Genomic DNA, 22089 nt, shown 5'->3' on the forward strand with positions numbered 1-22089 from the left:
TATCCATTCAATCAATGAGCTAGTGTTAGGAGAATGAAATGAGTAAAAATATGATTATAGAAAATAAAGCAGAAATTACTACTTCAATTTTTGCATGGTGGAGGCCCGATGTTGCACATGAAGTATCATTTCTTTATTGGCGTGATGTCCATGGTGTTTTAGCATCGAGAATGGAAGGTACGTATCAATACAGGCAATTACACTTAGGGTATATTGATCCTGAAAAGTTATACAATGTTGAAGGAATAGAGGGAGTTGAACTAGATCTACCATTGCATGATCAACCTAATGGAATTGCTCAGTTGTTATACTTATCAGCTAAGGATTTAGAAGCATTTATAGAGTGTGACGTTACAGTAAAGTATGTATCTAAAGATGAGCCATATTTAGTGTCTAGAAATGCCTTTACAATGTCTGTAACACCAGAAACTCGTACGTTTATTGATCGAAATTGTTCTGGTCTGTTAAATGGAGCATCAAAAAACCCAAGGTATGCAATAGCATTTAAAAAACAAGAAGGAGCTTCAGTTGATGAGTTTAGGAAATACTTAACAGAATTTTTTGCAGAAAAATGGAGTAAATTGGGTGACGTGCAACGGCTTCGTTTGCATTTACTTGAGTCCTACGAAGAGAGTCCGTCTACTTTTGCAAGTGTTAGTCATACATGGGATAAAAGTAAACAATATCAAGCATGGATAGAAGTTGAATTATCTAAAGACTTTTTAATTTCTAGCTTGTTTCAACAATCAGTTGATTTGAAAAAATATATATCTGCAATACACGCCTACCCTGTTGAAGCTGTTTATACTTTTGTGTACGACGGAAAACCAACCTTGGTCGGCTTGAGAGGTTATCACGCTGCTGAAGCAATTCAAGCTGCTGGAGCAGAAAATCAAAAATCAGAAGATCTTCTGGAAGAGCTATATGGGAAAATTATTCATAGTACAAACAGTAAATAAGTGAATATATTTAATAGATGAAAAAGCTATGCCTAATTCACTATGAATTAGGTGTGGCTGATTTAATAATATAAGCAACACACAATAAAGATTAGTTATAGGTTAAATAAAATTATTTTAATTAACAAGTTTTCTGACTTATCTATATCCAGTGGAATGTTATGTGTAGTGAATTAGCCAACAACATGTAGACTGATCGTATGGTAGCAATACTAGAAATAATCCGAAAAGTTAGAATGCTCCATGGGGCGTAACTCACATTTGTCCAATAATGAGTTACAAGATACTGCCTCGACATTATCCCTGTCGCTGAGATTGACTTACTCCCCATTAAAAAAAGGGATCTAACAAACGTAGATCCCGTATCCCCTTATCATCCTAGGCGAGACGCTCGGCTTTTATTTCACAATATTCTGCGCCGTTGCGTAGAAATCACGTGCCCTTGCCCAGACGCCGTTTGGATCTTCACCTTTGCACAGGGTCAGAAGATGTGGCAGGAGCTGCCCGGCGAAATCTTCGCTGCTTTCTTTTGGCAGTACTGTCGGTAGGTGATCCACCGCCTGAACATATAACCCGCTGACATCCGATTCGATGATCGGTTTGGAAAGCTTGGTGCTTTGGTTGTAGATGCGGATTGGGTTATCCGGGTTGTTCGGATCGCAACTGACATCGCTGACCATGCTCAGGCGAGGGTTCTCACCTAGACTTTCCTTGGTAATGAAAGGAGGCGTGCCTTCAGCAAGGTAAGCGCAGTTGACCAAGATGTCGTAGTCATTGATAGCGGTGAACGGGCCACCGGCTTTGGTTTCTTCGATATCCCAGCCGTCGGCGTCGATACCTAGCTCGGCAAACAAGTCCAGTGCACCACGGCCGCAACGGCCAAACTGACCGATAACCAGCACCCTAGGCTGCTCTGACAGTGTTGCAACCTGCTCGCGCAGTACTGCTAGGTAATGGTCGCGGTCTGGGTAGCTGCCCACCGCGCCGAACACGTCTTTACACTGTAAATGGTGGATAAAGCCCGACAGGCCAATCGCTGCGCCGACATAGCCCGCCCAGTAACCAAAGGCACAAACACGCTTGCCCATTTCATCTTGCAGGAATTCCAAATCAAGGATTTGACCACCACCGGCATTGAAGCGTGACAGAATCTGTACCGCTTCATCTTGGCCTTTGAATGCATGGGCAAAGTAAATGTGCTGGTGCTTGAGCGGGAAGTCATCTTCAGCCAGCTCTTTCAAACCTAGGATATAGGCGTACTCCGGTGCGTCGGTCCAGCTATGGCCTGCCGCCAACTCACAGCCCACATCAACATAAGCCTGATCAGGAAAAATACGGGTGTCGCTGCGCTCGACAATCACCTGAGCACCTGCATCAATCAGGGCTTTGGCTCCGGTAGGTGTCAAAGCTGTACGGTGCTCACCCACTTTTACTTCATCTCTTAGCCAAAATAGTGTGTTCATTTTCAATCCTTTCTAAACGATAGCTTGTTGAGCTATCTCAACTTAAGCGATAACAGGGCTGGCTGCGGCCTGACGGCGCACCATCAAAACAATCAACGCAACTTGCAATACGGCAGCCAATACAATGGTGTACGGGCTACGGGTGATTTCGGCAATCATGAAACCGATGCTGGCGGTTACGCCAGTCAAAATAGCGTAAGGGAACTGGGTACGGACGTGGGACACATGGTCACACCCGGTCGACATCGAACTAAGGATCGTGGTGTCTGAAATCGGAGATGAATGATCACCCAGCATACCGCCACTTAGCGCTGCACCAATACAAATCAGCGGGTCAGCACCCAACGCACTGGCAACAGGAACGGCAATTGGGATCAGGATGGCAAAGGTGCCCCACGACGAACCCGTTGCCACCGAAATAAAGCTACCGATAACGAAAATCAGGGCAGGCAACATAAATACCGGCAGACGGTCATTCATCACCTGACTGATGTAATCCCCGGTACCCAGAGACTTACAGATATCACCCAAGGTCCATGCCAATAGCAAGATAACCAAAATTAGCATGATTCGCTGCATACCCGACACAAAAGTGTTGAAGGCTGTCGAGGCGGTCATAGTTTTGGTGTAAGCGTAATAAGCAATCGCCGTCACCGAAGCAATCAGGTAGCTGGTACCGAGCGATGCGCGGATCACCGGGCCATTGATAGTGCCATGAAGGTGGTAGTTATACGTGAACAGTGCAATTAACGACCCGAATAGCACTGCCAGCGGCAGTACAATCAGTGAAATACGGCCTGATTTCACCGGTTGGTTGTCTGCCTGCTGCACACTCACCTCAGTCTGCTGGCGCGCTTGCTGCTCGGCTTCAGCCATTGGTCCCCAGTCTTTTTTCAGCACCGCGTAAACAGGTACACTGAACAATGCCAGCAAGGCATACAGCTGGTAAGGGATCACCTGAAGGAAAGTCGCAAATCCATCGACCGGCTGGCCCATATTATCGAATGCGTTTTCAATTAGACCCTGCGAGTACACCCCCCAGCTGATGATAGGGATCAGCACACAGATCGGTGATGAGGTCGAATCAATGATAAAGGCCAGCTTCTCCTTGCTCATCTTAAGCTTGTTGAAGATTGGCGAGAACATCGGGCCGAGGATCAGCGAGTTACCCGAGTCGGTAAAGAACACCCCGATACCGGTAGCCCAAGTCGCAAGCTGGGCCTTCAATGGTGATGACACATAACGGGTCGCCATGGTCGAAAACGCCGCCATACCACCGCTTTGCTCAACCAAATAGATAAAACCGGAAATGATAGTAATAACAATAATGATCTGTGCGTTACTGCCCGATGCAAGCTGTGTGAACGGCCCATCAGACAAGAACATCAACGCAGTATCGACAGGGTGACCCTTGGTTAAGATCAGCATGCCACTGATCACTGCAACGCCCAGGGCCAAAACAACATGCCGGGTAGTAAAGGCGAGTATCAGCGCCAACACCGCGGGTACGATGGACAATAATCCGTAATCAGCCATTCGTAGACTTCTCCTAATAAACAACATCAAAGTATTTGTGTTTTTAGAGGAGGGGCGTAAGGAACACGCGAGCGACAAAGGCTGTACGAAATCGGTAGGCGAACTTACCTGTTCGAAAACAAAAATTGCTGTAGCTCTCCATCTGGGCAGGACCCGAGATGACAGTGATGCTCCTATTAAGAACAACCCCAGCAGCTTGGCTGACGACCAAAACCACTTCGGCATTGACTCCTTTCGCTTAGCTTCACCGGTTGTCGACCTTCACTAAACTACTCTTAGGCAATGCGCCTCTACGTTGCAGGCAGTGAATAACCACCCGCTTTGTATTGAATAAAACACAAAAACGTATAATCCAAATCAACTTGACGTTAGCTTGTGATAAAGATCACACAATATATTTCATTAAACACTTAATTAACAAAACATTGCACTATCGGTTACCACACTTGCAGCAACAACAACCACAAAGGCTGTTTTTTGCTTTCAGGTGGCAAACCTCATATCAATATTTATCTGGATTAGGAATCACGGCATCAGGTTTGACTTGAGTGGGAGTCAAGGTAAAAGCGCAACCATGGAGGCTCAGGATGCATATTTACCCATCCTCACCCATCTTGCCCGAATAAAATGAGGGGAAAGGGATGTTGAGGGAGAAGTTGAAGATCAGAAATAACAGATATAAAAAATGCCGGCCTAAGCCAGCATTTTCTTCAATAAGTTCGATGACTTATAGAGTAACTACGTTAGCAGCTTGTGGACCTTTCTGGCCTTGCTCGATGTCGAAAGAAACTTTCTGACCTTCAGAAAGAGTCTTGAAACCTTCAGAAGCGATAGCGCGGAAGTGTACGAATACGTCTGCACCGCCGTTCTCTTGAGTGATAAAACCGAAACCTTTTTCTTCGTTAAACCACTTAACGATACCAGTAGACTTAGACATGTGTTGTCCCTTATGTAAATTCATTTAAACCGTTAGCAAATAGCTACGGTCAGGTAAAAGTGAATTATTAATGTGACGATAAATATAAGGGAAACAGTTAGATACAGTACGAAAACGTAACAATATCAGATGGTTTAACTTGTACTTGATGTTGCATTAAATAACTCTTCTCAAAATGAGCCTGCGTATCATAACAACAGAGTGAAAAATATGCAGCGTATTTTTGACATTTCTTCGTTTTATTTTCTAGGGCATTCACTATTCATTCAGCAATCACCCTGCTGACGAACACATTTCGAAACACTTCCCCAAGGCATTTTTCAGCATCTATTCAATCAGCAAAGTTATGATGGAGGCGAAATATCCATAGGAAAAGTATTGTTATGAGTGTGTTCGACCTTATCGCTGAAAACCAGATCCAAGACTACAACCGCCGCAAGGCCAATGGTGAAGTGAAGGAATCACGCACGATCCAGCCTGAAGAAAGAACCAGCTTCGAGTCCCACCTCTTCAAATCGATTATTGGCTGTTATGAAAAAGCCGCTGAGAAGTCAGAAGGTGAACGCCAGGCACTCGAAGAGCGTGCCGAAAGCCTGCGGATGCAACTACTGATCGGCTTGGAGCAAAAGGGGATGCGCATTACCGCCCAGTCCATGGCAAAAGAACTAATGGCTAAACGTCAGGCTATTTTAGGCACAGCATAACCACTGAAATATGTCTTTTTGTAACAACAGGTTACGCATTGTGAATTCTTGCTGAGGCATCGATCTCAAATATACAAAACTTCATTGCAACGTCACGACATCAATTGATAAACCTGATGCATATCAAGTTTTGCGCTGGCTACTTCTGGTTAATTTATAACCAAGCAGAGCGGTCAGGAGGACGATGTTATGAAAGTACCTATTCGATGCCCAGAGTGTAATAACACCTCAGGTTTAAACCGAGTACGACGCAAATGGCACGAAAAATCACTGGCAACAACGGGACAAGAAAAATTGCAATGTCCTAAATGCCTTTCATTTTTCATGAGGGGAATCGGCGAGCAGGAACTGCTTTACATCGGAACCCACGATGCCGTAAAGAAAAAAGTGCCGGAATTTGAGCTTTAACTTCTCTCGTATCAACTTGGCAAGCTCAACCTAAAACCTATGCGCGCCGATCATATCGGCGCTTTTTTATATGTGGCTAACTTTCAAGTTCGTTTTGAAGCTTGTCAAGCTCATCTAGTACTCGCAGGAACTTCTCGCCAAAAGGAGTCACATGGTACTCCACCCGAGGTGGTAGCTCGTTAAATACCACTTTATCCAAAATACCAAACTCAACGTTTTTCCTAAGGCATTCATTGAGTACTTTGGTTGATAATCCCTCCACAGCTCGAACCATCTCACCTGGACGATTGATACCGTTTACCAGCAACTGGTAAACGGTTAGTGACCACTTACAACCATATATGGTTTCTACCATTCGCGCAGCACGCTCAGGGGCAGATTTGCGTGAAAAAAAGTTTTCTTGTGTTTTCATAAAGATGTACCAAAAAGTACCTACCCCACCGATTTGTACTGACTATTCAGCAGGTTAATTGTGAACCTAAGATTAGCTTATCGTACACAGGCAGGAGAAAACAAATGACCTTTTCCCACACAGGCGCAGCACTTGTTATCGGTGGCACCAGCGGTATGGGCCTAGAGACAGCTAAACAACTGAGCAAAAAAAATATTGAAGTGATCATTGTCGGCAATAACCCCGACAAACTCGACAAGGCTGTGAAAGAACTTAACGCTGAAGGTGGCAAGGCTACCGGCCTGCAAGCCAACTTATACCAACCACAAGATGTCGACAAACTGATCGACAGTATCAACAGCTATGGCGCAATCAGTTACATGGTCAACGCTGCAGGATACTTCAACCCGAAAGCGTTCGTTGACCATTCGATGGCCGATTATGATACTTATATGGAGCTCAACAAAGCGACATTTAGGATCAGCCAAGCTGTTGCGAAAAATATGATTTCACATGGCGGCGGCAGTATTGTGAACATCGGTTCGATGTGGGCGAAACAGGCTATTAAGGCAACGCCGTCTTCGGCCTACTCAATGGCAAAAGCCGGGCTCCATGCCTTAACCCAACATATGGCAATGGAACTGGCCGAGCATAATATTCGTGTCAATGCCGTCTCGCCTGCAGTAGTGAAAACACCGATATATGGTGCGTTTATCGAGCCCGAGCACATTGATGATGCCTTGGCTGAGTTCAATGACTTTCATCCTATCGGCCGAATTGGTACACCGACAGATATTGCCAGCAGCATCTCCTTCTTGCTATCAGATGATGCCAGTTGGGTAACCGGTGCTATCTGGGATGTCGATGGCGGCGTGATGGCAGGCCGAAACTAACTTTACATCAAGACCTGGGGAGAGGGACAAAATGCTCAATATGGATTTTCAACAACGATTGGTCATTGGTACCGAGCAGATGGACTGGCAGCCAAGCCCGGCCAATGGGGTATGGCGCAAACCGCTGGAAAGGGAAGCCAAAGAGTCGGGCCACACTACCAGTGTCGTCCGCTATGCCGAGGGCTCATCATTTGCCCCCCACCCTCACCCTATGGGCGAAGAAATCTTTGTCCTCGATGGCGTCTTTTCTGACGAGACTGGTGATTTCGGCCCAGGCACCTATATCCGCAATCCACCCGGTAGCCAACATGCCCCATTTAGCAAGGAAGGGTGTACGATTTTCGTCAAGCTCAACCAGTTCTTGCCTGACGATAGCCAGCAGGTCCGGATAGATACCCGCCACACACTATGGCAACCGGGGATTGGTGGGTTGCAGGTGATGCCGCTTCATGAGTTCGGCCACCAGCATACCGCTTTAGTAAAATGGCCGGCAGGAGAGCGATTCCAGCCCCACCGCCATTGGGGCGGAGAAGAAATTCTGGTGCTTTCCGGTGAGTTCAAAGATGAATTCGGCAGTTACCCAACAGGGACTTGGCTACGCAGCCCGCACCTGAGCGAACATTTTCCTTTTGTCGAGCAGGAGACGGTGATTTTGGTGAAGACTGGCCACTTGCCCGATTAAGCGCTTTGCAGGATATAGTAATCGACCTCTTGCTCGGAATAACTGTAGACAAAGCCGAGTTTCTTTAGCACATTGACCGAGCCGGCATTCTCCGGCTCGACACCGGCAATAAAACGGGCTGCGCGCTCATCCTCGGATAGATAATCCACCAAACCTTGCATCGCCTCAGTTGCAAAGCCTTTTCCCCAATGAGCTTCAGCCAGCACATACCCAAGGCGGAAGCCGTTTTCTGGCTCTGGGAAAACAAACAAGTATCCCACTGCTTGTTGTTGCTCGGTAAGTCTTAGGACAGAGCCTGTCTGTGCCATAGCTTCGAGCCAAATGTCGACATCCTCTGCAGTACGGAAATTCTGGCAAGAAGGTGGCAGGTGGCGGCTGACCGGTTCGGTAAACATGGTCATAATTTCGTTCTGGATTCCCGCAGCACTGCGATCAAGCGTCTTGGCCGATAACCTATGGGTTGAGAAGTTGATGTCGATTTTCATTACTTGGTTTCCTCTTAGTCGCTCCCGCTATCTTAATCAAAAATGCCGTTGGTGATGATAAATATTTCTCCATGTTCATCATGCCATCGAGTCGTTATGTTCCAACTTGTTAACTATCTCAACATCTACGTTCACTACAACACATATGCTTAGAGGCAGTAGCCTCGAACATGAAGGAGAACCTCATGGACGTGCTTATTTTGGCCGGCCTTATCCTGCTCAATGGCGTGTTTGCCATGTCGGAAATCGCCTTGGTCACTGCACGAAAAAGCCGCCTGCAAAAACTGGCAGGTTCTGGCGATAAAGGCGCAGCAAGTGCCATCAAACTTGGCGAAGAGCCAACCCGTTTTCTCTCAACCGTTCAAATCGGTATTACTGCCATTGGTATCCTCAACGGGATCTTCGGTGAAGCCGCCCTCGCTGGGCCATTGGCTCAATACCTACAGCAGTTTGGCCTTGCCGCCAAAACCAGCTCCGTCGCTGCCACCACCATCGTTGTTGTCGGGATCACCTACTTATCCATTGTAATTGGCGAGTTGGTACCCAAACGCCTTGCCCAGATCAACCCTGAAGGGATTGCCCGTATCATGGCCCGCCCGTTGACGGTATTAGCGAGCCTATCAAGGCCATTTGTGTTTCTGCTGGCGACATCAACCGAACTCTCCCTGCGGGTATTAGGCAAGCATAACCAAGACAACCAAGGCGATACCTTGACCGAAGAAGATATCAAAGCGGTACTGGCTGAAGGCTCACTAAGCGGTGTCATCGAGAAACAAGAACATGCCATAGTCAAGAATGTCTTTCACTTTGACGATCGCAAGGTAACCTCGCTGATGACCCCGCGCAGTGAAATCGTGGCACTGGATCTCGACAAGCCCGACGAAAGCAACCTCAATTACTTGGTAGCCTCGAACCACCAGCACTTTCCGGTCATCCTAAACAGCATCGATAACCCAAGAGGGGTCATTACGACCAAACAGTTATTGCAGTACCACATCGCGAGGCCGCGCAGTCCAATTGAGCATTACCTGTTGCCGCCTGTTTTCATCCCCGAGAACTGGACCGGCAACCAGTTGCTAGAGCACTTCCGCCATTCGGGGGATGTAATGGTGTTTGTGGTGGATGAGTATGGCGACGTACAAGGTATTGTCACACCTAAAGATATCCTTGAAGCCTTAGCTGGTGAGTTCAAAACCCGTGCCCCCGAGGATATCTGGTCCGTCGAAAATGAGGATGGCAGTTGGTCGATGGATGGGCTGATCCCTATCTTGGTGATGAAAGACTTACTCGAGCTCGATGCCCTACCCGATGAAACCCAGCATGGCTACCATACCTTGAGCGGTATGTTGATGTGGAGCCTCAGCGGGCTTCCTTCTGTCGGAGACTGCGTTGACTGGGCGGGATGGCACTTTGAAGTCACCCAAGTCGATGGCAACCGAGCCGATAAAATCACTGTGACACGAATAGCGCCAATAGAGAACGATGCCGAAACAGGTGCTTCATCAGAGATAGAACAAGAAAGTTCGCTAGGCACCCAAGAAGGGGCTCCCGAACACAATACCAAAAACGCACTCTAGCAAGCGATATTTTACACAGCCCTGTCTTTACACATGAAGATCAGGCGTATATTCCGCTGCCCTCATTAATCACGGCCACACCGTGTGACTTAGCAGGGCAAATAACAGGTGGGCAGCATCGCCCACCTTTGTAATTGGCTTAAACAGCTTCGCTGTTATTTCTGAACAATATCAATGAAAACACATGTTATGTATCTGGCACTGAGCCTTGGTTTGCTCGGTGCCTCTCCGTTTGCCCATGCCGATGACAAAATCACTCTAGGCAGGACCATCTTGCTGGGTAAAAGCGATCATGGGGCGCAGATCCCCTTGTTGGTATGCCGCCGTGTTGATGCAATCAAGGTAAAAGCCGAGCGTGATATGCGGCTGGAGCGAGTTGTGGTGACCTTCAACAATGACGACACCAAGACCATCCATTTTCACCGCAAGCTAGACAAGCATGATCAAACAGACTGGCGCAAATTTGCCTATACACGATGTGTGAAAAGCCTCGAGGTATATGGCAAGGCTGAAGGCTCATCGGCTGGCGTTAGGGTTTACGGCCGACAATAAATCCATTGTAAGCACAAATGCAAAAGGGCAGAAGCTAACGCTACTGCCCTTTTATCTATCACCAATGCCACCGGTTATTCTGTCCGGTAAGCCAATTGGGTCATCTCCGAGGCCTCTTGCCACTGTTCGCTGCCCTGCCACCAATAAGTAGTCTGGAACGGTTGTGACATATCCAAGCTCTGGCCAATCAAAGGTGTCACCAATTCCACACCATGTACTTGTGCCTCGGCAATCAGGTCATTGACTGGCTCATCCCACTTGTGCAGGAACAATTCATACGTTGACCAATGGACAGGGAACAACTTATCGCCCCCCACATCCAAATGCGCCTGCATGGTATGGGCTGCCTGCATATGGCCCCAGCCTTCTACTGGGTAACCCTTGCCATCTTTTACGTTAGCGGCAACTTCGATGAAGGTCATATCAAACGGCCCCAAACGCTCGCCAATTTGTTTGAAGTGCTCACCATAGGCCGAGTCGCCACTGTAGAACATGCTTCCCGCTTCAGCCTGAATCGCCCAAGATGACCACAATGTTGTATTGCTATCGAACAAACCACGGCCTGAATTATGGTTAGCCGGTGCCGAGGTGATACGGACAGTACCGACGGAAACACTCTCCCACCAATCAAACTCTTCGATATTAACCGGCTTCACACCCCACTTTTCAAGGTGGCGTCCGACACCCAGCGGAACAAAGAACCGTACATTCTTATCGGCATAGAAACGGGCCGTTGCTTCTTCCAAATGGTCATAATGATCGTGAGAAATCAGGATAACGTCTGGCAGCGGCAAATCTTCGCGGCTAACCGGTGCATCGACATTACGCGAAAACATCCTGGCAAACGCTGATGGCGACGCATAGTCAAATACAGGGTCAACCAACATACGTACACCATCTGCTTCCAAGAATAGCGATGAGTGGCCAAGCCAGGTCACACGCAATGCATCACTAGTGGTTTCCAGCAATGGCGTATCCACTGCTTGGAACTGCAGGCGCTGCTGAGGCTTGTACTGATCGCGCTGCATGAAAAATTTCCACATCACAGACAACATACCTTCTTCGCTATGGACTATTGGCATGTTGGTGATGGCCTTACCATCCTTGAACTGAGGCGAGCTGGCTATTCTTGCTTCACGGATCTCCTGGCTACGTACATAGCTGCCATCTGTATCTGCAGCATTTCCACTGTTGTAGGCCACCAGGCCAAGGGCGCCCATTACTGCAACCAGAGATGCTTTCAGTGTAGTTTTCATTTGTTGCTAGCCTCAAAAGTAAACGATGGTGTATACTTTCAATCATAGCTATTAAATTTAAAAAGTAAACACACCCGTTTACCTTTTAATTCTACGTCATCACGCATTTGGGTAATTTGTATGGGTAAAGTCGCTGAAATTAAACAGGAAAATATTGTCTGTGCCGCACTGGAAATTTTTTCAGAAAAAGGGCTCGAACAAGCCAGTATGGAAGCGATTTCGAAGAAAGCAGAAGTCTCCAAGCGGACGCTTTACAAATACTATCCAACGAAAGAGAGTCTGTTCGAGGTCATTGTCGAGCGGTTGGTATCCAATGTAAAAGTGATCAGCTCGATTCCGTTTAACCCTGCTCAAAGCATCCAAGAGCAGCTAACCCACATTGCACAAAAAGAGGTCGAACTACTGTGCAGTCCATGCTTCATGGCAGTTGCCCGGGTAGTGATGAGTGAGTGTATCCGCTCAAAAAAATTAGCAGCTTTGATGGTCGAGAAATTCCAGCCCCTTGATGGCTGCCATGGCCTGAGCCAATGGATCCAAGACGGCGTTAAAGCCGGCAAGCTTGAGGTTACCCATCCCGAGATTGCCTCGGAACAATTTATCGCCAGCCTCAAAGGGACTATTTTCTGGCCACAAATCATGGCCCACATGCCAGCCCCAGGCCCTGAGGTTCAACTGGCGACTATTGAATCGGCGGTCAAACAGTTTATTGCAGCATACGAAATTAACTAACCCTTGATGATCTAAGGCAAAGGCAACAAGAAAGACAAGAAGCCCAAAAAAGAAACTTACTAGTCCTTGATACTTCTGGACGGGTTGCTTCCGTCCAGCCGCACAGCAAATACAATTCAAGCTTCCAAACAGAAGAACTTACACAATTTTCTATAATCGATTCAACTTGTCGATGCCCATCTGATTGAGTACATAAGAAGCGCTAGGATCACCATAGGAAGCACCTTCCTTGAGCCAATAACGAACGAGTGATTCATCGCTTGGACCCATTTCGCCCTGAGCCTGCAACAAGGCAAGCATATAGTGCGCATGGGGATGCCTTTTTGCTGTTGCTGCCAAATACCATTCATGGGCCGCTGTCGCACTTTTCTCGACACCAAAGCCAAAATAATACATATCACCCAGGTTATATTGGGCCATCGTATTACCCTGCAACGCGGCTTGGGTCAGCCATTCAACGGCTTTTTCCTCACTGACAATCAGGCCTCCGTAGCCCAGCGCATAGGCCTCGGCCAAGGCAAGTTGTGACTGGCTATCACCCAGCCCAGCCGTCAGTTGCAACCGTTTAATCTGCTCGGGGGTTTTCTCTGCAAATACTGGCGCCGAAACGACAAAAGCCCCAACACCACCTGACACGACAAGAGCACACATCACATTGCTGATTTTACGCTGCATATCCATCTCCTTGTGTTGAATATCGATCCTAATCACGATTTATATTAAAATTATGAAAAAGTGATGCCAGTTTTGTGACCTTGTAAATCAGTGAATTAGGATTGATTTATCCCACCATTTCCCAATCACAGTGCAAATGTGCACCAGAGCAACCTCTGACATCCAAGATTCACAAATGCTGTGTACATTATCATTAAGTAAGTTGATCGCTTGCTCGCCTTTTGGCGTTTATCACAGGACATACGCAGTCTGCTTGTTCTTGGACAGGAGTGTAGATATGACTCAGGAAGCGTTACTTTCATTGATGCAACGGGGACAGTTCACGCCAACTATCCTCAATACTGCAGATTCAACCTGCTATTTGATTGGCGGGGAGGACGAAAAGGGGAATTTTTACCACTTGAAAGATGAGGAACATCATTCTGTGACATGCCCATCACTGCAAGAAGCAAAAGAGAAACTGAGCAAACTGGGGATCCACCAAGCGGTATTCGAAATGGTGACACCCTACGATGAAATGATAGGCAGCAGCGATAATAATACAGGCGGCAAAGTCCGTTATGATATTACCTTCTAACTGCCTATGTAGACATAAACCGCTAAGCTGACTGGCGGATCATCAACTCAGTACCGAGCTCGATTCTACGCTCGGTTTCCAATTCTTCAATTAAGTTGACCAGCATGGTCGCCGCCTGTGAACCCAGTTGGAAAATCGGCGTATCAACCGTGGTTAACCCGACGGGTAACATATCGCTGTTGGGAATATTATCGAAACCAGCAACGGCAATATCCTTTGGAATCGACAACCCTTTTTCCAGCAGGGCTTTCATCGCGCCAATCGCCATCAAATCCGAAGCTGCAAATACCGCGTCAAAATTGATTTCTTCCATATCTGCCACAATCTGGTAGGCATCTTCCTGATAATAGTCCGCCTTGTAGGCCCAGTTTTCATCGTACTCAATACCATTATCGAGCAATGCCTGACGATAGCCCTCGAAGCGATCCCGAGCCGCCTTGATCACATCCAATTTACCGAGGAACATGATTTTTCGATAACCGCTATCGATAAGGTATTGGGTCATCCGATAGGCTGACTGGTAGTGCTCCACCAATACCGCATTGACGGCTTCGTCCTGCAAGTCCCGGGCAATAGAAACAATCGGTACGCGATGGTCAAAAAGGGACAGGAACTGCTCATCTGGCATACGGGTACCCCAGATCAAAACGCCATCGTACAAATTGGAGTTCAGCTCGCCCTGGATAAACGCCAACTCATTATCTGCCTTGGCCATACGCAAGGTCAGCTCATAGCCATGCTGATTCAATGACGAGCCAATACCATTCACCAGTTTGTAGATATACGGGTTGGTCAGGTATTCATAGTCAGGGCCGGAGATAACCAGGCAAATATGCTTGGTTGACTTGCTGGCCAGCATTTTTGCAGCACGGTTCGGTACATAGTTGAGCGTTTTCGCCGCTTCCATCACCTTCGCTTTGGTCGCTTCGCTCACCCGGTTTTTATTATTCAGTACATACGACACCGTTACTGCCGAAACACCTGCCACCTTGGCAATATCTTTTAATGTCGCTGCCATTTACTACTCCACCGCCTCAGCCCAAATATTGATATCGGGGCTCAGCTGTATGCCTCAAAGAATGCTTGCTTAACGACGTCCAGCCTACTATTCAGCGGATGAACGTCAAAGTTGTTTGCATTATACCGAAACATGAGCCAGCGCACACAGCGACGCTTGGCAACTTTAACGAGATCACATTTTCACAGGGAAAACGTTTTCACTTTATATCTGCCTGCTTATTATCATCTCAAACATGCTTAAACGCTTAAGCATGTAAGAAAGTGATTCTAAAATGAGAGAAATAGGTATGAATTACACCTTTGAAACCCGCCAGTATGAAATTGTTGTCGTTGGCGGTGGGATCTCCGGGGTTTGCTCCGCACTGGCAGCAGCACGACATGGCGCAAAGGTCGCGCTGATCCAAAACCGCTCTGTATTAGGCGGCAATGCCAGTTCGGAAGTACGTATGCACATATGCGGTGCGGATTATCATGCCAGCAAGCAAAATGCCCGCGAAACAGGGATCATCGAGGAGATCCTGCTCGATAACCGCTTGATCAACCCTCAGCACTCATTCTCTGTGCTCGATACGGTGCTGTGGGAAAAAGTGACCTTCCAAGATAACTTGGATCTGTTCCTTAATACCCATATGACCGATGTCGAAATGGATGGCGGACGTATCGTCTCCATCAAGGCAGAACAAACCACAACAGAACGCCGCTTCGAATTCTTCGCCAGCAACTTCGTCGATACCTCTGGCGATGCCGTGCTGTCACTTCGTGCCGGAGCCGATATCCGAACTGGCCGCGAGGCACGCCACGAATATGATGAAGAGCTTGCTCCCGAGCAAGCCGACAACGTGATGATGGGCAATACCCTGATGTTCGAATCCAAGGACATGGGTTACCCAGTACCGTTCAAAAAGCCAAGCTGGGCCAACACCTATAGCGAAGAAGATCTTAAAGATCGCAGTCACCGCGACATCACCGCCGGTTATTGGTGGATCGAGTTGGGGGGTACTGAACTCAACACCACCCGTGACGGCGAAGTGATCCGTGATGAACTGCTCAAGGCGGTTTACGGTATTTGGGATCACATCAAAAACGGTGGTGACCACGGTGCCGATAACTACGTGCTCGATTGGGTCGGCATGCTACCAGGCAAACGCGACAGCCGCCGAGTACTTGGCGACTATGTGCTTAACGCCAACGACCTGTTCGGCGCACGGGTATTCGAAGATACCGTTGCCTACGGTGGCTGGCCGATGGACATGCACGTCAAAGATGGCCTGAAGAGCAAGGAGTCACCTACCAAGTGGATCGAAACCAACGACATGTACGCGATCCCTTATCGTAGCCTGTATTCCCGCAACATCTCTAACCTGTTTGTCGGCGGCCGTAATATCAGTGCCTCGCACATGGCATTCGGCTCAACCCGTGTCATGGCAACCTGTGGTGTGATTGGCCAGGCCATTGGTACAGCGGCAGCAATGACTATCGAAAAATCACTGACCCCGCGTGAAGTGAATACTCACATTAAAGAGCTACAACACCGCCTGCTCAAGGATGACTGCTACCTGTTCGGTATTCAGGACTCCGACCCCAACAACCTTGCCCTACAGGCAACCGTTTCTGCCTCTTCCCAACAAGAAGGCTATGAGGCCGGTAAAGTCATCAACGGCTTCCAGCGTAATATTGGCAAGCAACGCAACCTGTGGGCCTCGCAGCCACTCTCCCCTGCGGGTGAAACGCTAACCCTGGACTTTGGCAAAACGATCAAGGCGTCAGAAGTGATCCTCAACTTCGATTCCAACCTGTCGAATGAAATTATGATCACTATCTCCAAACCCAATAAAGCAGCCCAGCGAGAAGGCTTCCCACTGGAGATCGTCAAAGACTACCGCATTGATTACCTACAGGGCGGCCAAGTCGTCCACCAAGACTCTGTTACCGAAAACCACCTACGCCACAACAAGATCGCACTCGACAAGCCTGTTAACTGTGACGCTATCCAGATCACAGTGACAGCAACCCACGGCGATCCTTGTGCCCGAATCTTCGAAGTTAAAGTATTCTAATAACGATATAGGAATGAAACGATGAGCATCTTAGACGTAATTGTCCTCATAGCCTTCCTGGCCGGTATGGTCGGGATCGGCTACTGGTCCTCCAAGCGGATGACCAACAGCGCCGAAATGTTTTCTGCCGGGGGGAAATCCCCTTGGTGGATGTCAGGCATCTCGGCCTACATGACCATGTTCTCTGCCGGTACCTTCGTGGTATGGGGCGGGGTTGCCTATCGCCTTGGTGTGGTCGCCATTACCGTTTGTATGAGTATGGGTGTCGCCGCCCTTATTGCCGGTTACTTCTTCGCTGGCAAATGGAAAGAATCCGGCGCAACATCGGCGGCAGAGTTCGTCGGTGAAAAATACGGCCAAGGCGTACTGCAGATGTATACCTGGCTGGGGATTGTCACCCGGATCATCGGGGTATCGGTAGCCCTGTACTCAGTGGCTGTCATTGTCAGCTCGTTGATCCCCGTTTCGCCTGACAACTTCTTTGCCGATGACAATGGCTTCTTCAGTGTCAACTGGCTGATCTTCATCGTTGGAACAGTGATCATCCTCTATACCTTCCTTGGCGGCCTCTGGGCAGTATTGCTGACCGACTTCACCCAGTTTGTGGTTCTGATGCTGTCTGTTTGCCTGATCTTGCCAATGATTTACAGCTTAGGCGGCGGTAGCGAAAACATCATTGCTAACCTGCCAGAAGGACACTTGTCGTTCTTCAACAGCAGCTACACCCAAATTTTCATCTTCGGTTGGATCTTGGTGCATGTGTTCAAGGTCGGTGGTGAGTGGGCATTCGTCCAACGCCATCTGTGTGTCGAGTCACCAAGAGATGCCCGCAAAGCCTCTTACCTGTTCGGCGCGCTATACATCATTACACCAGTACTTTGGATGCTGCCTCCGATCATTTACAGCACCATCAACCCAGATGCCAACCCTGAGCAAGCGTATATCTTGTCGGCACAAGCCGTGCTTCCTGTCGGTATGCTTGGCCTAGTGGTTTCATCGATGCTGGCTGCCACAGCGAGTATGGCCTCATCTGAGCTCAATGTGTTCTCAGGTGCCCTGACCACCGAGTTCTACGGCAAGCGTATCAACCCGCAAGCCAACGATGAGCAAATGATGAAGGTTGGCCGAATCGTGACCATTATGCTGGGTATGCTGGTTATCGGTATCAGTATTTCCATACCTTACTTGGGCGGTGCTGAAAAACTGATTGTCAGCATTACTAGCTTGTTTGTCGGGCCAATGGTTATGCCTACCCTGTGGGCTTTGTTTGTCGGCAAGGTCACCAAACTGCATGCCTACCTGACAGTGGTCGTGACCGCCGGTGCCGGCTTCCTGCTCCAGTTTGTGCTTGCCAAAATTGATTGGTTCGCCGCCAATATGGGTGTGATGAACCAAGCGGTTGGCTTACTTGTTCCTGTTGCCATGCTATTGATTGCGGACAATATCATGAGAAAAAAGCAGCTGACTGTCGCCTCTACCGCTAGCTAATTAGAACAACAACTCTGTACGACCTAACAAAAAAGCCATCCCTCGGGATGGCTTTATACGCTTTCGACATACTGACTATGATTCAGTTTCTGCTTCTGGCTCTGCTTCCATTTCGGCATCACCTGCATCACCTGCATCACCTGCATCAGCAGGATTGTCATCATTCAGAAGCAAGGTGAATGTTCCTTCGGTAACATCATCAGCAGCAACCGCAGAATAAACTCCACCATCTTCGACTGAAGCCGTGGCCTCAATAGCAGGGGTAAAGGTATCATCGCCTTGCAGGATGACGCCGAAGGTATAGGTTCCAGCTGGAACATTGAGCACAGCACTTTCGGTAAAATCAACACCTTCAAGCACAACCGTTGATTCATTGAACACGCCGTCAGCAGAAGCGTGGATATCCACTAGCCCTAAATCGCCAGCGGTTGGACTAGCATGCACAACACGCACTTTCGCATAGGTTGCAACTGGGCGTAGATCTTCTTCAATGACCACAGGCTCAATGGTCTCGTCTGTAATGTCATTTAGTTTACCCATGGCGTAAATACTGGTCTCACTACCCGCAGCAAACTCCACTCCCGGCGCTTCAATAACCACTAAGGAGTTATCAATTGAGGCCACTACCTCTAAGTCATAGCTATCCGCAGCAACATCCAAGCTTCTGAATTCTTTAAATTCGATGCCGGTTAACCCATCCACAGGCATTCCAGAGGCAAGTACATCAACGGCAGGTGCATCACTGACGGCATGGACTACCCTAACGGTCGCTTTTTCACCGGTATTGCGCAGTACAGCAACGCCATCGCCATCTGCTACCAAAAGATTAACAGGTGACACAGCTCCACCATCGACATTAGGTACAGCAGTGATCATCAAGTCACTACCGCCTGCTAGATCTAGTTCACCACTGTCAAAAGCAACATCTTTCGAACCCGCGACGGTAACTCGAATACGGTAGGTACCAGAATCAATCGTTACAGGCAGAATGTCACTGTCGATGGCGAAGCCCAATCCGGGCACTGCCGGGTCGGCATCAGTAATTTCTTCATCGGTGGTAAGATAAATATCGACAGGAGGTACATCAGGATGAGCATGCAACACATCTAAACGTACATCAGTTCCTTCAGGAGCAATATCCTCGCGGCTCAGCACAACAGGCATTATGCTGGCAGTCTGGCCTAAAGCGAACACGTCGTATTGCATATCCGGTGCAAATTCGAGATTTTCGTTGATAACTTCAAGGGTGTCTTCCCCCGTGAGCAAAGCTTCAACAGCGACTTCATAAGTTCCACTGTCGATAGTTAACAATCCACTGGCGACTTGATAATCCACCATTTCTAGGCCTTCAACAGTTTCACCGTTCAAGTTAATAGCAACTAAAGGGGCATCGCTACTGGCATGGGTGACACGCAACTTAGACGTTGTTTTTGTATTGTCGTCATCGTCATCGGTAATTGGGCACCCGGCAAGTGCAAGGGCCGAAATAATAGCAAGGGTTAGTGACTTGGCTTTCATCAGAGCATTCCTTCATGACTGTCTGTGGCGTTAGATACGCATGCCTTGCTTTCACCCGATCAAAAAAAAATCACTTCACAAAAAAAAATAATCTCAATTTTGAGAAAACTTCTTCTCAGCCGACAATTAACAGTCATCCAAACCTTTGTTAGCCGCGTAACTAACAAAAACGGAGGATGCACAGTGCCATTGATCAGTAACGAATTTAAATGCTTACCCTACCTGAAGTGCCGAGAGCACTTCATGCCCATGAGTAATGGCGACATCAAGGGTAAAGGTTACCATTTCACTCACACCGTTACTGACGGCCTGCGTGCAGGAGGCCTTTGGCTTGTAATGCAAGATGATTCTGGCCAAACTGCAGGCAATAGTGGTGACATCATTATGTTCGCAGCCATTGAAGATGTTGATTGGCTCAGCGGTAGTCAAATAAAACTCAAATTGGCAATACGACACTGGGGGAAAGTAACCCCTGCAGGCATGCAACATCAACAGTTGGAGGGACAGGTATACCCGTTGTGGCAAGACAGTTACTTGCCGTCCGATGATGTACTTGTCATGCGCCTGATCCAATGCACGAATGAATTTCATAACAGCGAGCTCAATAACGCAACAGTCCCCTTATCTACAACACACTTCAACACCAATTGGATTTGTTGGCGTTGGCTGGAGATCCTCCCTATCCCCCTCGATAAAAAACAACGTCTGCTCAAATACCCTACATCAAAGCTATGTCTCAGATATCTGAAAAAAATCATCCGCCAAAGTGATCGCATTAAATAGTTTTGGCGTTTATTGCAAACGGACATAAGCTTGCAGATAGGGTTAACATGAAAACACATGCTGTTATGCACTCCGAGATCAGCAAGGAGTCTATGATCAACGAAGAAGCACCGGCTATTGATGTAGCGCTGCTACTCAACAATATTGCCCTTTCACGCTGCCGTGCGAGTTACGAGCGGCTATTCACTTTTGTTGCGCCAAAATTACTGAATTTCTCCCGCAAGCAGTTGCGAGACGACTCTATGGCAATGGAAATTGTCCAAGAGACGATGCTTAAGATTTGGCTCAAAGCCCACCTGTATGATGAAACTAAAGGCGCCGCCCTTACTTGGATATATTCCGTTGCTAGGAACGTTAAGTTCGACTTGCTCAGGAAATCGAAACACCAACAAGATTGGGTTCAGGGTGATGACTTGTGGCCAATTCTGCATGAAGAGCAAGATGCTGACAAACTCCCTGCTGAGTTTCACTCTATTGTCAGCAAAGAACTCGAGGCCGCAATCAATAACTTGCCACCTGCACAAGCTGAGATTGTCCGTATGGTTTGTATGCAAGGCGCGTCCCATCAAGATGTTGCCGATGCACTGGACGTTCCACTCGGCACAGTGAAAAGCCGATTACGCCTTGCCCTACAAAAAATGAAGGAGGCCCTAGATGGCTAATATCCACTTCCATCCCGACCATGACCTCCTTAGCCGCTACGCCAATGGAGAGCTTGAATCGGCGTCGAGCATTTTGATCAGTGCTCACCTCGAATTCTGTCCTCACTGCCGGCAGAAACTTGCGGCTATCGAAGCCAAACAGGCACGCCATCTAGCCAATAGTGAGCCTGCAACTATGACACCTTCACTCAATGCGATGATGCTCGAGATTATGGCGCAAGAGCCTTCGGAGACTATCGCTGAAGAGGTTTTGGACAATGAGCTGCTGTTGGAAGATAAAACCTATCCACTTCCCTCTGCATTACAGCGCCATAGTGACAAAATTGGTCCTTGGTCCCGCCTACCGGGCAACATCAAACGTGCACAGGTCGAAGTCAGCGGAACCAGCAAGATGAATTTCATCTACATGGATTCTGACAGTTCGCTACCTGAACACACTCACCAAGGACAAGAAATTACCCTAGTTCTGGCGGGTGAATTCTACGATGAGAACGGGACCTACAAACCCGGTGATTTCATTATCCAGAATGAAGAGCACAAACACTTGCCAAGAACCCGTGAAGGCCAAGACTGCTTATGTTTGACTTTACTCAATGCACCACTGCATTTCACATCAGGCCTCGCAACCTTACTCAATCCGTTTAGTCAGCTGTTCTTCAGACGTTGAGTTGACCCAAAAGGGAGCTAAAAAAAACCCGTTGTGCATCATACACAACGGGTTTTTACTTTCTCAGGGG

At 47.9% G+C, this 22089-nt stretch carries 23 protein-coding genes and 1 riboswitch; of the genes, 14 read left to right on the forward strand and 9 right to left on the reverse strand.

Going from position 1 to position 22089, the window contains the following annotated elements:
- Positions 1-38 precede the first annotated feature (38 nt).
- A complete protein-coding gene (locus tag BIZ37_RS18455; RefSeq protein ID WP_187462728.1) occupies positions 39-959 on the forward strand; it encodes a hypothetical protein in 921 nt (306 codons plus the stop codon).
- A 398-nt stretch (positions 960-1357) separates the two neighbouring features.
- On the opposite strand, the gene BIZ37_RS18460 is transcribed toward BIZ37_RS18455, so the two are convergent.
- The 3 genes from BIZ37_RS18460 to BIZ37_RS18470 all read right to left on the reverse strand — a co-directional run bounded on the left by BIZ37_RS18460 (position 1358) and on the right by BIZ37_RS18470 (position 4895).
- Positions 1358-2422 carry a saccharopine dehydrogenase gene (locus BIZ37_RS18460; protein ID WP_187462729.1) on the reverse strand — a complete coding sequence of 355 codons (1065 nt, stop codon included), beginning with the start codon at positions 2420-2422 and terminating at the stop codon, positions 1358-1360.
- A gap of 42 nt (positions 2423-2464) precedes the next feature.
- Complete coding sequence (locus tag BIZ37_RS18465) at positions 2465-3958, reverse strand: Na+/H+ antiporter NhaC family protein (protein ID WP_187462730.1); 1494 nt, start codon at positions 3956-3958, stop codon at positions 2465-2467.
- A 123-nt stretch (positions 3959-4081) separates the two neighbouring features.
- A riboswitch (Lysine riboswitch) is annotated at positions 4082-4259 on the reverse strand.
- 426 nt (positions 4260-4685) lie between these two features.
- Positions 4686-4895: a cold-shock protein gene (locus BIZ37_RS18470; RefSeq protein WP_107298781.1), complete on the reverse strand. Its 210-nt coding sequence runs from the start codon at positions 4893-4895 to the stop codon at positions 4686-4688.
- Positions 4896-5278: 383 nt separating this feature from the next.
- Here BIZ37_RS18470 and BIZ37_RS18475 point away from each other — a divergent pair, with 383 nt between their 5' ends.
- The gene (locus BIZ37_RS18475) at positions 5279-5599 is read left to right on the forward strand and encodes a hypothetical protein (protein WP_107298782.1); all 321 of its coding nucleotides are present in this window, start codon (positions 5279-5281) and stop codon (positions 5597-5599) included.
- 189 nt (positions 5600-5788) lie between these two features.
- Positions 5789-6007: a hypothetical protein gene (locus tag BIZ37_RS18480; protein WP_187462731.1), complete on the forward strand. Its 219-nt coding sequence runs from the start codon at positions 5789-5791 to the stop codon at positions 6005-6007.
- A 76-nt stretch (positions 6008-6083) separates the two neighbouring features.
- Here BIZ37_RS18480 and BIZ37_RS18485 read toward each other — a convergent pair whose 3' ends face one another.
- Complete coding sequence (locus tag BIZ37_RS18485) at positions 6084-6419, reverse strand: helix-turn-helix domain-containing protein (RefSeq protein ID WP_187462732.1); 336 nt, start codon at positions 6417-6419, stop codon at positions 6084-6086.
- 104 nt (positions 6420-6523) lie between these two features.
- On the opposite strand from BIZ37_RS18485, the gene BIZ37_RS18490 reads away from it, so the two are divergent.
- Both BIZ37_RS18490 and BIZ37_RS18495 read left to right on the forward strand, forming a co-directional pair.
- On the forward strand, positions 6524-7291 hold the full coding sequence (locus tag BIZ37_RS18490) for an SDR family NAD(P)-dependent oxidoreductase (protein WP_187462733.1): 768 nt from the start codon (positions 6524-6526) through the stop codon (positions 7289-7291).
- Between the two features lie 31 nt (positions 7292-7322).
- The gene (locus BIZ37_RS18495; protein WP_187462734.1) at positions 7323-7973 is read left to right on the forward strand and encodes a cupin domain-containing protein; all 651 of its coding nucleotides are present in this window, start codon (positions 7323-7325) and stop codon (positions 7971-7973) included.
- Here the strand turns inward: BIZ37_RS18495 and BIZ37_RS18500 are convergent.
- Entirely contained in the window at positions 7970-8458 is a 489-nt protein-coding gene (locus BIZ37_RS18500) for a GNAT family N-acetyltransferase (protein ID WP_187462735.1), read from the reverse strand. The genes BIZ37_RS18495 and BIZ37_RS18500 overlap by 4 nt on opposite strands.
- 185 nt (positions 8459-8643) lie before the next feature.
- On the opposite strand from BIZ37_RS18500, the gene BIZ37_RS18505 reads away from it, so the two are divergent.
- Together BIZ37_RS18505 and BIZ37_RS18510 are read left to right on the forward strand one after the other, a co-directional pair.
- Complete coding sequence (locus BIZ37_RS18505; protein WP_187462736.1) at positions 8644-10035, forward strand: hemolysin family protein; 1392 nt, start codon at positions 8644-8646, stop codon at positions 10033-10035.
- A 174-nt stretch (positions 10036-10209) separates the two neighbouring features.
- Positions 10210-10587: a DUF2541 family protein gene (locus BIZ37_RS18510; RefSeq protein ID WP_187462737.1), complete on the forward strand. Its 378-nt coding sequence runs from the start codon at positions 10210-10212 to the stop codon at positions 10585-10587.
- Between the two features lie 74 nt (positions 10588-10661).
- Here the strand turns inward: BIZ37_RS18510 and BIZ37_RS18515 are convergent, their stop codons facing one another.
- Entirely contained in the window at positions 10662-11843 is a 1182-nt protein-coding gene (locus BIZ37_RS18515) for an MBL fold metallo-hydrolase (protein ID WP_187462738.1), read from the reverse strand.
- 120 nt (positions 11844-11963) lie between these two features.
- On the opposite strand from BIZ37_RS18515, the gene BIZ37_RS18520 reads away from it, so the two are divergent.
- Positions 11964-12572 carry a TetR/AcrR family transcriptional regulator gene (locus BIZ37_RS18520; protein WP_187462739.1) on the forward strand — a complete coding sequence of 203 codons (609 nt, stop codon included), beginning with the start codon at positions 11964-11966 and terminating at the stop codon, positions 12570-12572.
- Between the two features lie 150 nt (positions 12573-12722).
- On the opposite strand, the gene BIZ37_RS18525 is transcribed toward BIZ37_RS18520, so the two are convergent.
- Positions 12723-13247, reverse strand: coding sequence for a tetratricopeptide repeat protein (locus tag BIZ37_RS18525; RefSeq protein WP_187462740.1), 525 nt, complete (start codon positions 13245-13247; stop codon positions 12723-12725).
- Between the two features lie 277 nt (positions 13248-13524).
- Here BIZ37_RS18525 and BIZ37_RS18530 point away from each other — a divergent pair, with 277 nt between their 5' ends.
- Positions 13525-13824 (forward strand): DUF6482 family protein, encoded by a 300-nt coding sequence (locus BIZ37_RS18530; RefSeq protein WP_187462741.1) that lies wholly within the window; start codon positions 13525-13527, stop codon positions 13822-13824.
- A gap of 22 nt (positions 13825-13846) precedes the next feature.
- Here BIZ37_RS18530 and BIZ37_RS18535 read toward each other — a convergent pair whose 3' ends face one another.
- Positions 13847-14842, reverse strand: a complete 996-nt coding sequence (locus BIZ37_RS18535) for a LacI family DNA-binding transcriptional regulator (RefSeq protein WP_187462742.1) — start codon at positions 14840-14842, stop codon at positions 13847-13849.
- Positions 14843-15131: 289 nt separating this feature from the next.
- Between BIZ37_RS18535 and BIZ37_RS18540 the strand changes: the two genes are divergently transcribed.
- Positions 15132-16901, forward strand: a complete 1770-nt coding sequence (locus BIZ37_RS18540) for an FAD-dependent oxidoreductase (RefSeq protein WP_187462743.1) — start codon at positions 15132-15134, stop codon at positions 16899-16901.
- Positions 16902-16922: 21 nt separating this feature from the next.
- Positions 16923-18389, forward strand: coding sequence for a Na+:solute symporter (locus BIZ37_RS18545; protein WP_187462744.1), 1467 nt, complete (start codon positions 16923-16925; stop codon positions 18387-18389).
- A gap of 75 nt (positions 18390-18464) precedes the next feature.
- Here the strand turns inward: BIZ37_RS18545 and BIZ37_RS18550 are convergent, their stop codons facing one another.
- Positions 18465-19907 carry a DUF4397 domain-containing protein gene (locus BIZ37_RS18550; RefSeq protein WP_187462745.1) on the reverse strand — a complete coding sequence of 481 codons (1443 nt, stop codon included), beginning with the start codon at positions 19905-19907 and terminating at the stop codon, positions 18465-18467.
- Between the two features lie 24 nt (positions 19908-19931).
- On the opposite strand from BIZ37_RS18550, the gene BIZ37_RS18555 reads away from it, so the two are divergent.
- The 3 genes from BIZ37_RS18555 to BIZ37_RS18565 are packed head-to-tail and all read left to right on the forward strand — an operon-like array spanning position 19932 to position 22019.
- The gene (locus tag BIZ37_RS18555; protein ID WP_187462746.1) at positions 19932-20690 is read left to right on the forward strand and encodes a hypothetical protein; all 759 of its coding nucleotides are present in this window, start codon (positions 19932-19934) and stop codon (positions 20688-20690) included.
- 47 nt (positions 20691-20737) lie between these two features.
- On the forward strand, positions 20738-21352 hold the full coding sequence (locus BIZ37_RS18560) for a sigma-70 family RNA polymerase sigma factor (protein WP_255526811.1): 615 nt from the start codon (positions 20738-20740) through the stop codon (positions 21350-21352).
- Positions 21345-22019: a ChrR family anti-sigma-E factor gene (locus BIZ37_RS18565; RefSeq protein WP_187462747.1), complete on the forward strand. Its 675-nt coding sequence runs from the start codon at positions 21345-21347 to the stop codon at positions 22017-22019. The genes BIZ37_RS18560 and BIZ37_RS18565 overlap by 8 nt, the downstream gene beginning before the upstream one ends.
- Positions 22020-22089: the final 70 nt, after the last annotated feature.

Origin of the sequence: Photobacterium sp. BZF1 (assembly GCF_014349205.1) — a bacterium.
Lineage (GTDB): Bacteria > Pseudomonadota > Gammaproteobacteria > Enterobacterales > Vibrionaceae > Photobacterium.

Bases quoted from the DNA above. Each gene is read 5' to 3' on its own strand.
- BIZ37_RS18455 (WP_187462728.1), top strand. From the start codon at position 39: ATGAGTAAAAATATGATTATAGAAAATAAAGCAGAAATTACTACTTCA.
- BIZ37_RS18460 (WP_187462729.1), bottom strand. From the start codon at position 2,422: ATGAACACACTATTTTGGCTAAGAGATGAAGTAAAAGTGGGTGAGCAC.
- BIZ37_RS18465 (WP_187462730.1), bottom strand. From the start codon at position 3,958: ATGGCTGATTACGGATTATTGTCCATCGTACCCGCGGTGTTGGCGCTG.
- BIZ37_RS18470 (WP_107298781.1), bottom strand. From the start codon at position 4,895: ATGTCTAAGTCTACTGGTATCGTTAAGTGGTTTAACGAAGAAAAAGGT.
- BIZ37_RS18475 (WP_107298782.1), top strand. From the start codon at position 5,279: ATGAGTGTGTTCGACCTTATCGCTGAAAACCAGATCCAAGACTACAAC.
- BIZ37_RS18480 (WP_187462731.1), top strand. From the start codon at position 5,789: ATGAAAGTACCTATTCGATGCCCAGAGTGTAATAACACCTCAGGTTTA.
- BIZ37_RS18485 (WP_187462732.1), bottom strand. From the start codon at position 6,419: ATGAAAACACAAGAAAACTTTTTTTCACGCAAATCTGCCCCTGAGCGT.
- BIZ37_RS18490 (WP_187462733.1), top strand. From the start codon at position 6,524: ATGACCTTTTCCCACACAGGCGCAGCACTTGTTATCGGTGGCACCAGC.
- BIZ37_RS18495 (WP_187462734.1), top strand. From the start codon at position 7,323: ATGCTCAATATGGATTTTCAACAACGATTGGTCATTGGTACCGAGCAG.
- BIZ37_RS18500 (WP_187462735.1), bottom strand. From the start codon at position 8,458: ATGAAAATCGACATCAACTTCTCAACCCATAGGTTATCGGCCAAGACG.
- BIZ37_RS18505 (WP_187462736.1), top strand. From the start codon at position 8,644: ATGGACGTGCTTATTTTGGCCGGCCTTATCCTGCTCAATGGCGTGTTT.
- BIZ37_RS18510 (WP_187462737.1), top strand. From the start codon at position 10,210: ATGAAAACACATGTTATGTATCTGGCACTGAGCCTTGGTTTGCTCGGT.
- BIZ37_RS18515 (WP_187462738.1), bottom strand. From the start codon at position 11,843: ATGAAAACTACACTGAAAGCATCTCTGGTTGCAGTAATGGGCGCCCTT.
- BIZ37_RS18520 (WP_187462739.1), top strand. From the start codon at position 11,964: ATGGGTAAAGTCGCTGAAATTAAACAGGAAAATATTGTCTGTGCCGCA.
- BIZ37_RS18525 (WP_187462740.1), bottom strand. From the start codon at position 13,247: ATGCAGCGTAAAATCAGCAATGTGATGTGTGCTCTTGTCGTGTCAGGT.
- BIZ37_RS18530 (WP_187462741.1), top strand. From the start codon at position 13,525: ATGACTCAGGAAGCGTTACTTTCATTGATGCAACGGGGACAGTTCACG.
- BIZ37_RS18535 (WP_187462742.1), bottom strand. From the start codon at position 14,842: ATGGCAGCGACATTAAAAGATATTGCCAAGGTGGCAGGTGTTTCGGCA.
- BIZ37_RS18540 (WP_187462743.1), top strand. From the start codon at position 15,132: ATGAATTACACCTTTGAAACCCGCCAGTATGAAATTGTTGTCGTTGGC.
- BIZ37_RS18545 (WP_187462744.1), top strand. From the start codon at position 16,923: ATGAGCATCTTAGACGTAATTGTCCTCATAGCCTTCCTGGCCGGTATG.
- BIZ37_RS18550 (WP_187462745.1), bottom strand. From the start codon at position 19,907: ATGAAAGCCAAGTCACTAACCCTTGCTATTATTTCGGCCCTTGCACTT.
- BIZ37_RS18560 (WP_255526811.1), top strand. From the start codon at position 20,738: ATGAAAACACATGCTGTTATGCACTCCGAGATCAGCAAGGAGTCTATG.
- BIZ37_RS18565 (WP_187462747.1), top strand. From the start codon at position 21,345: ATGGCTAATATCCACTTCCATCCCGACCATGACCTCCTTAGCCGCTAC.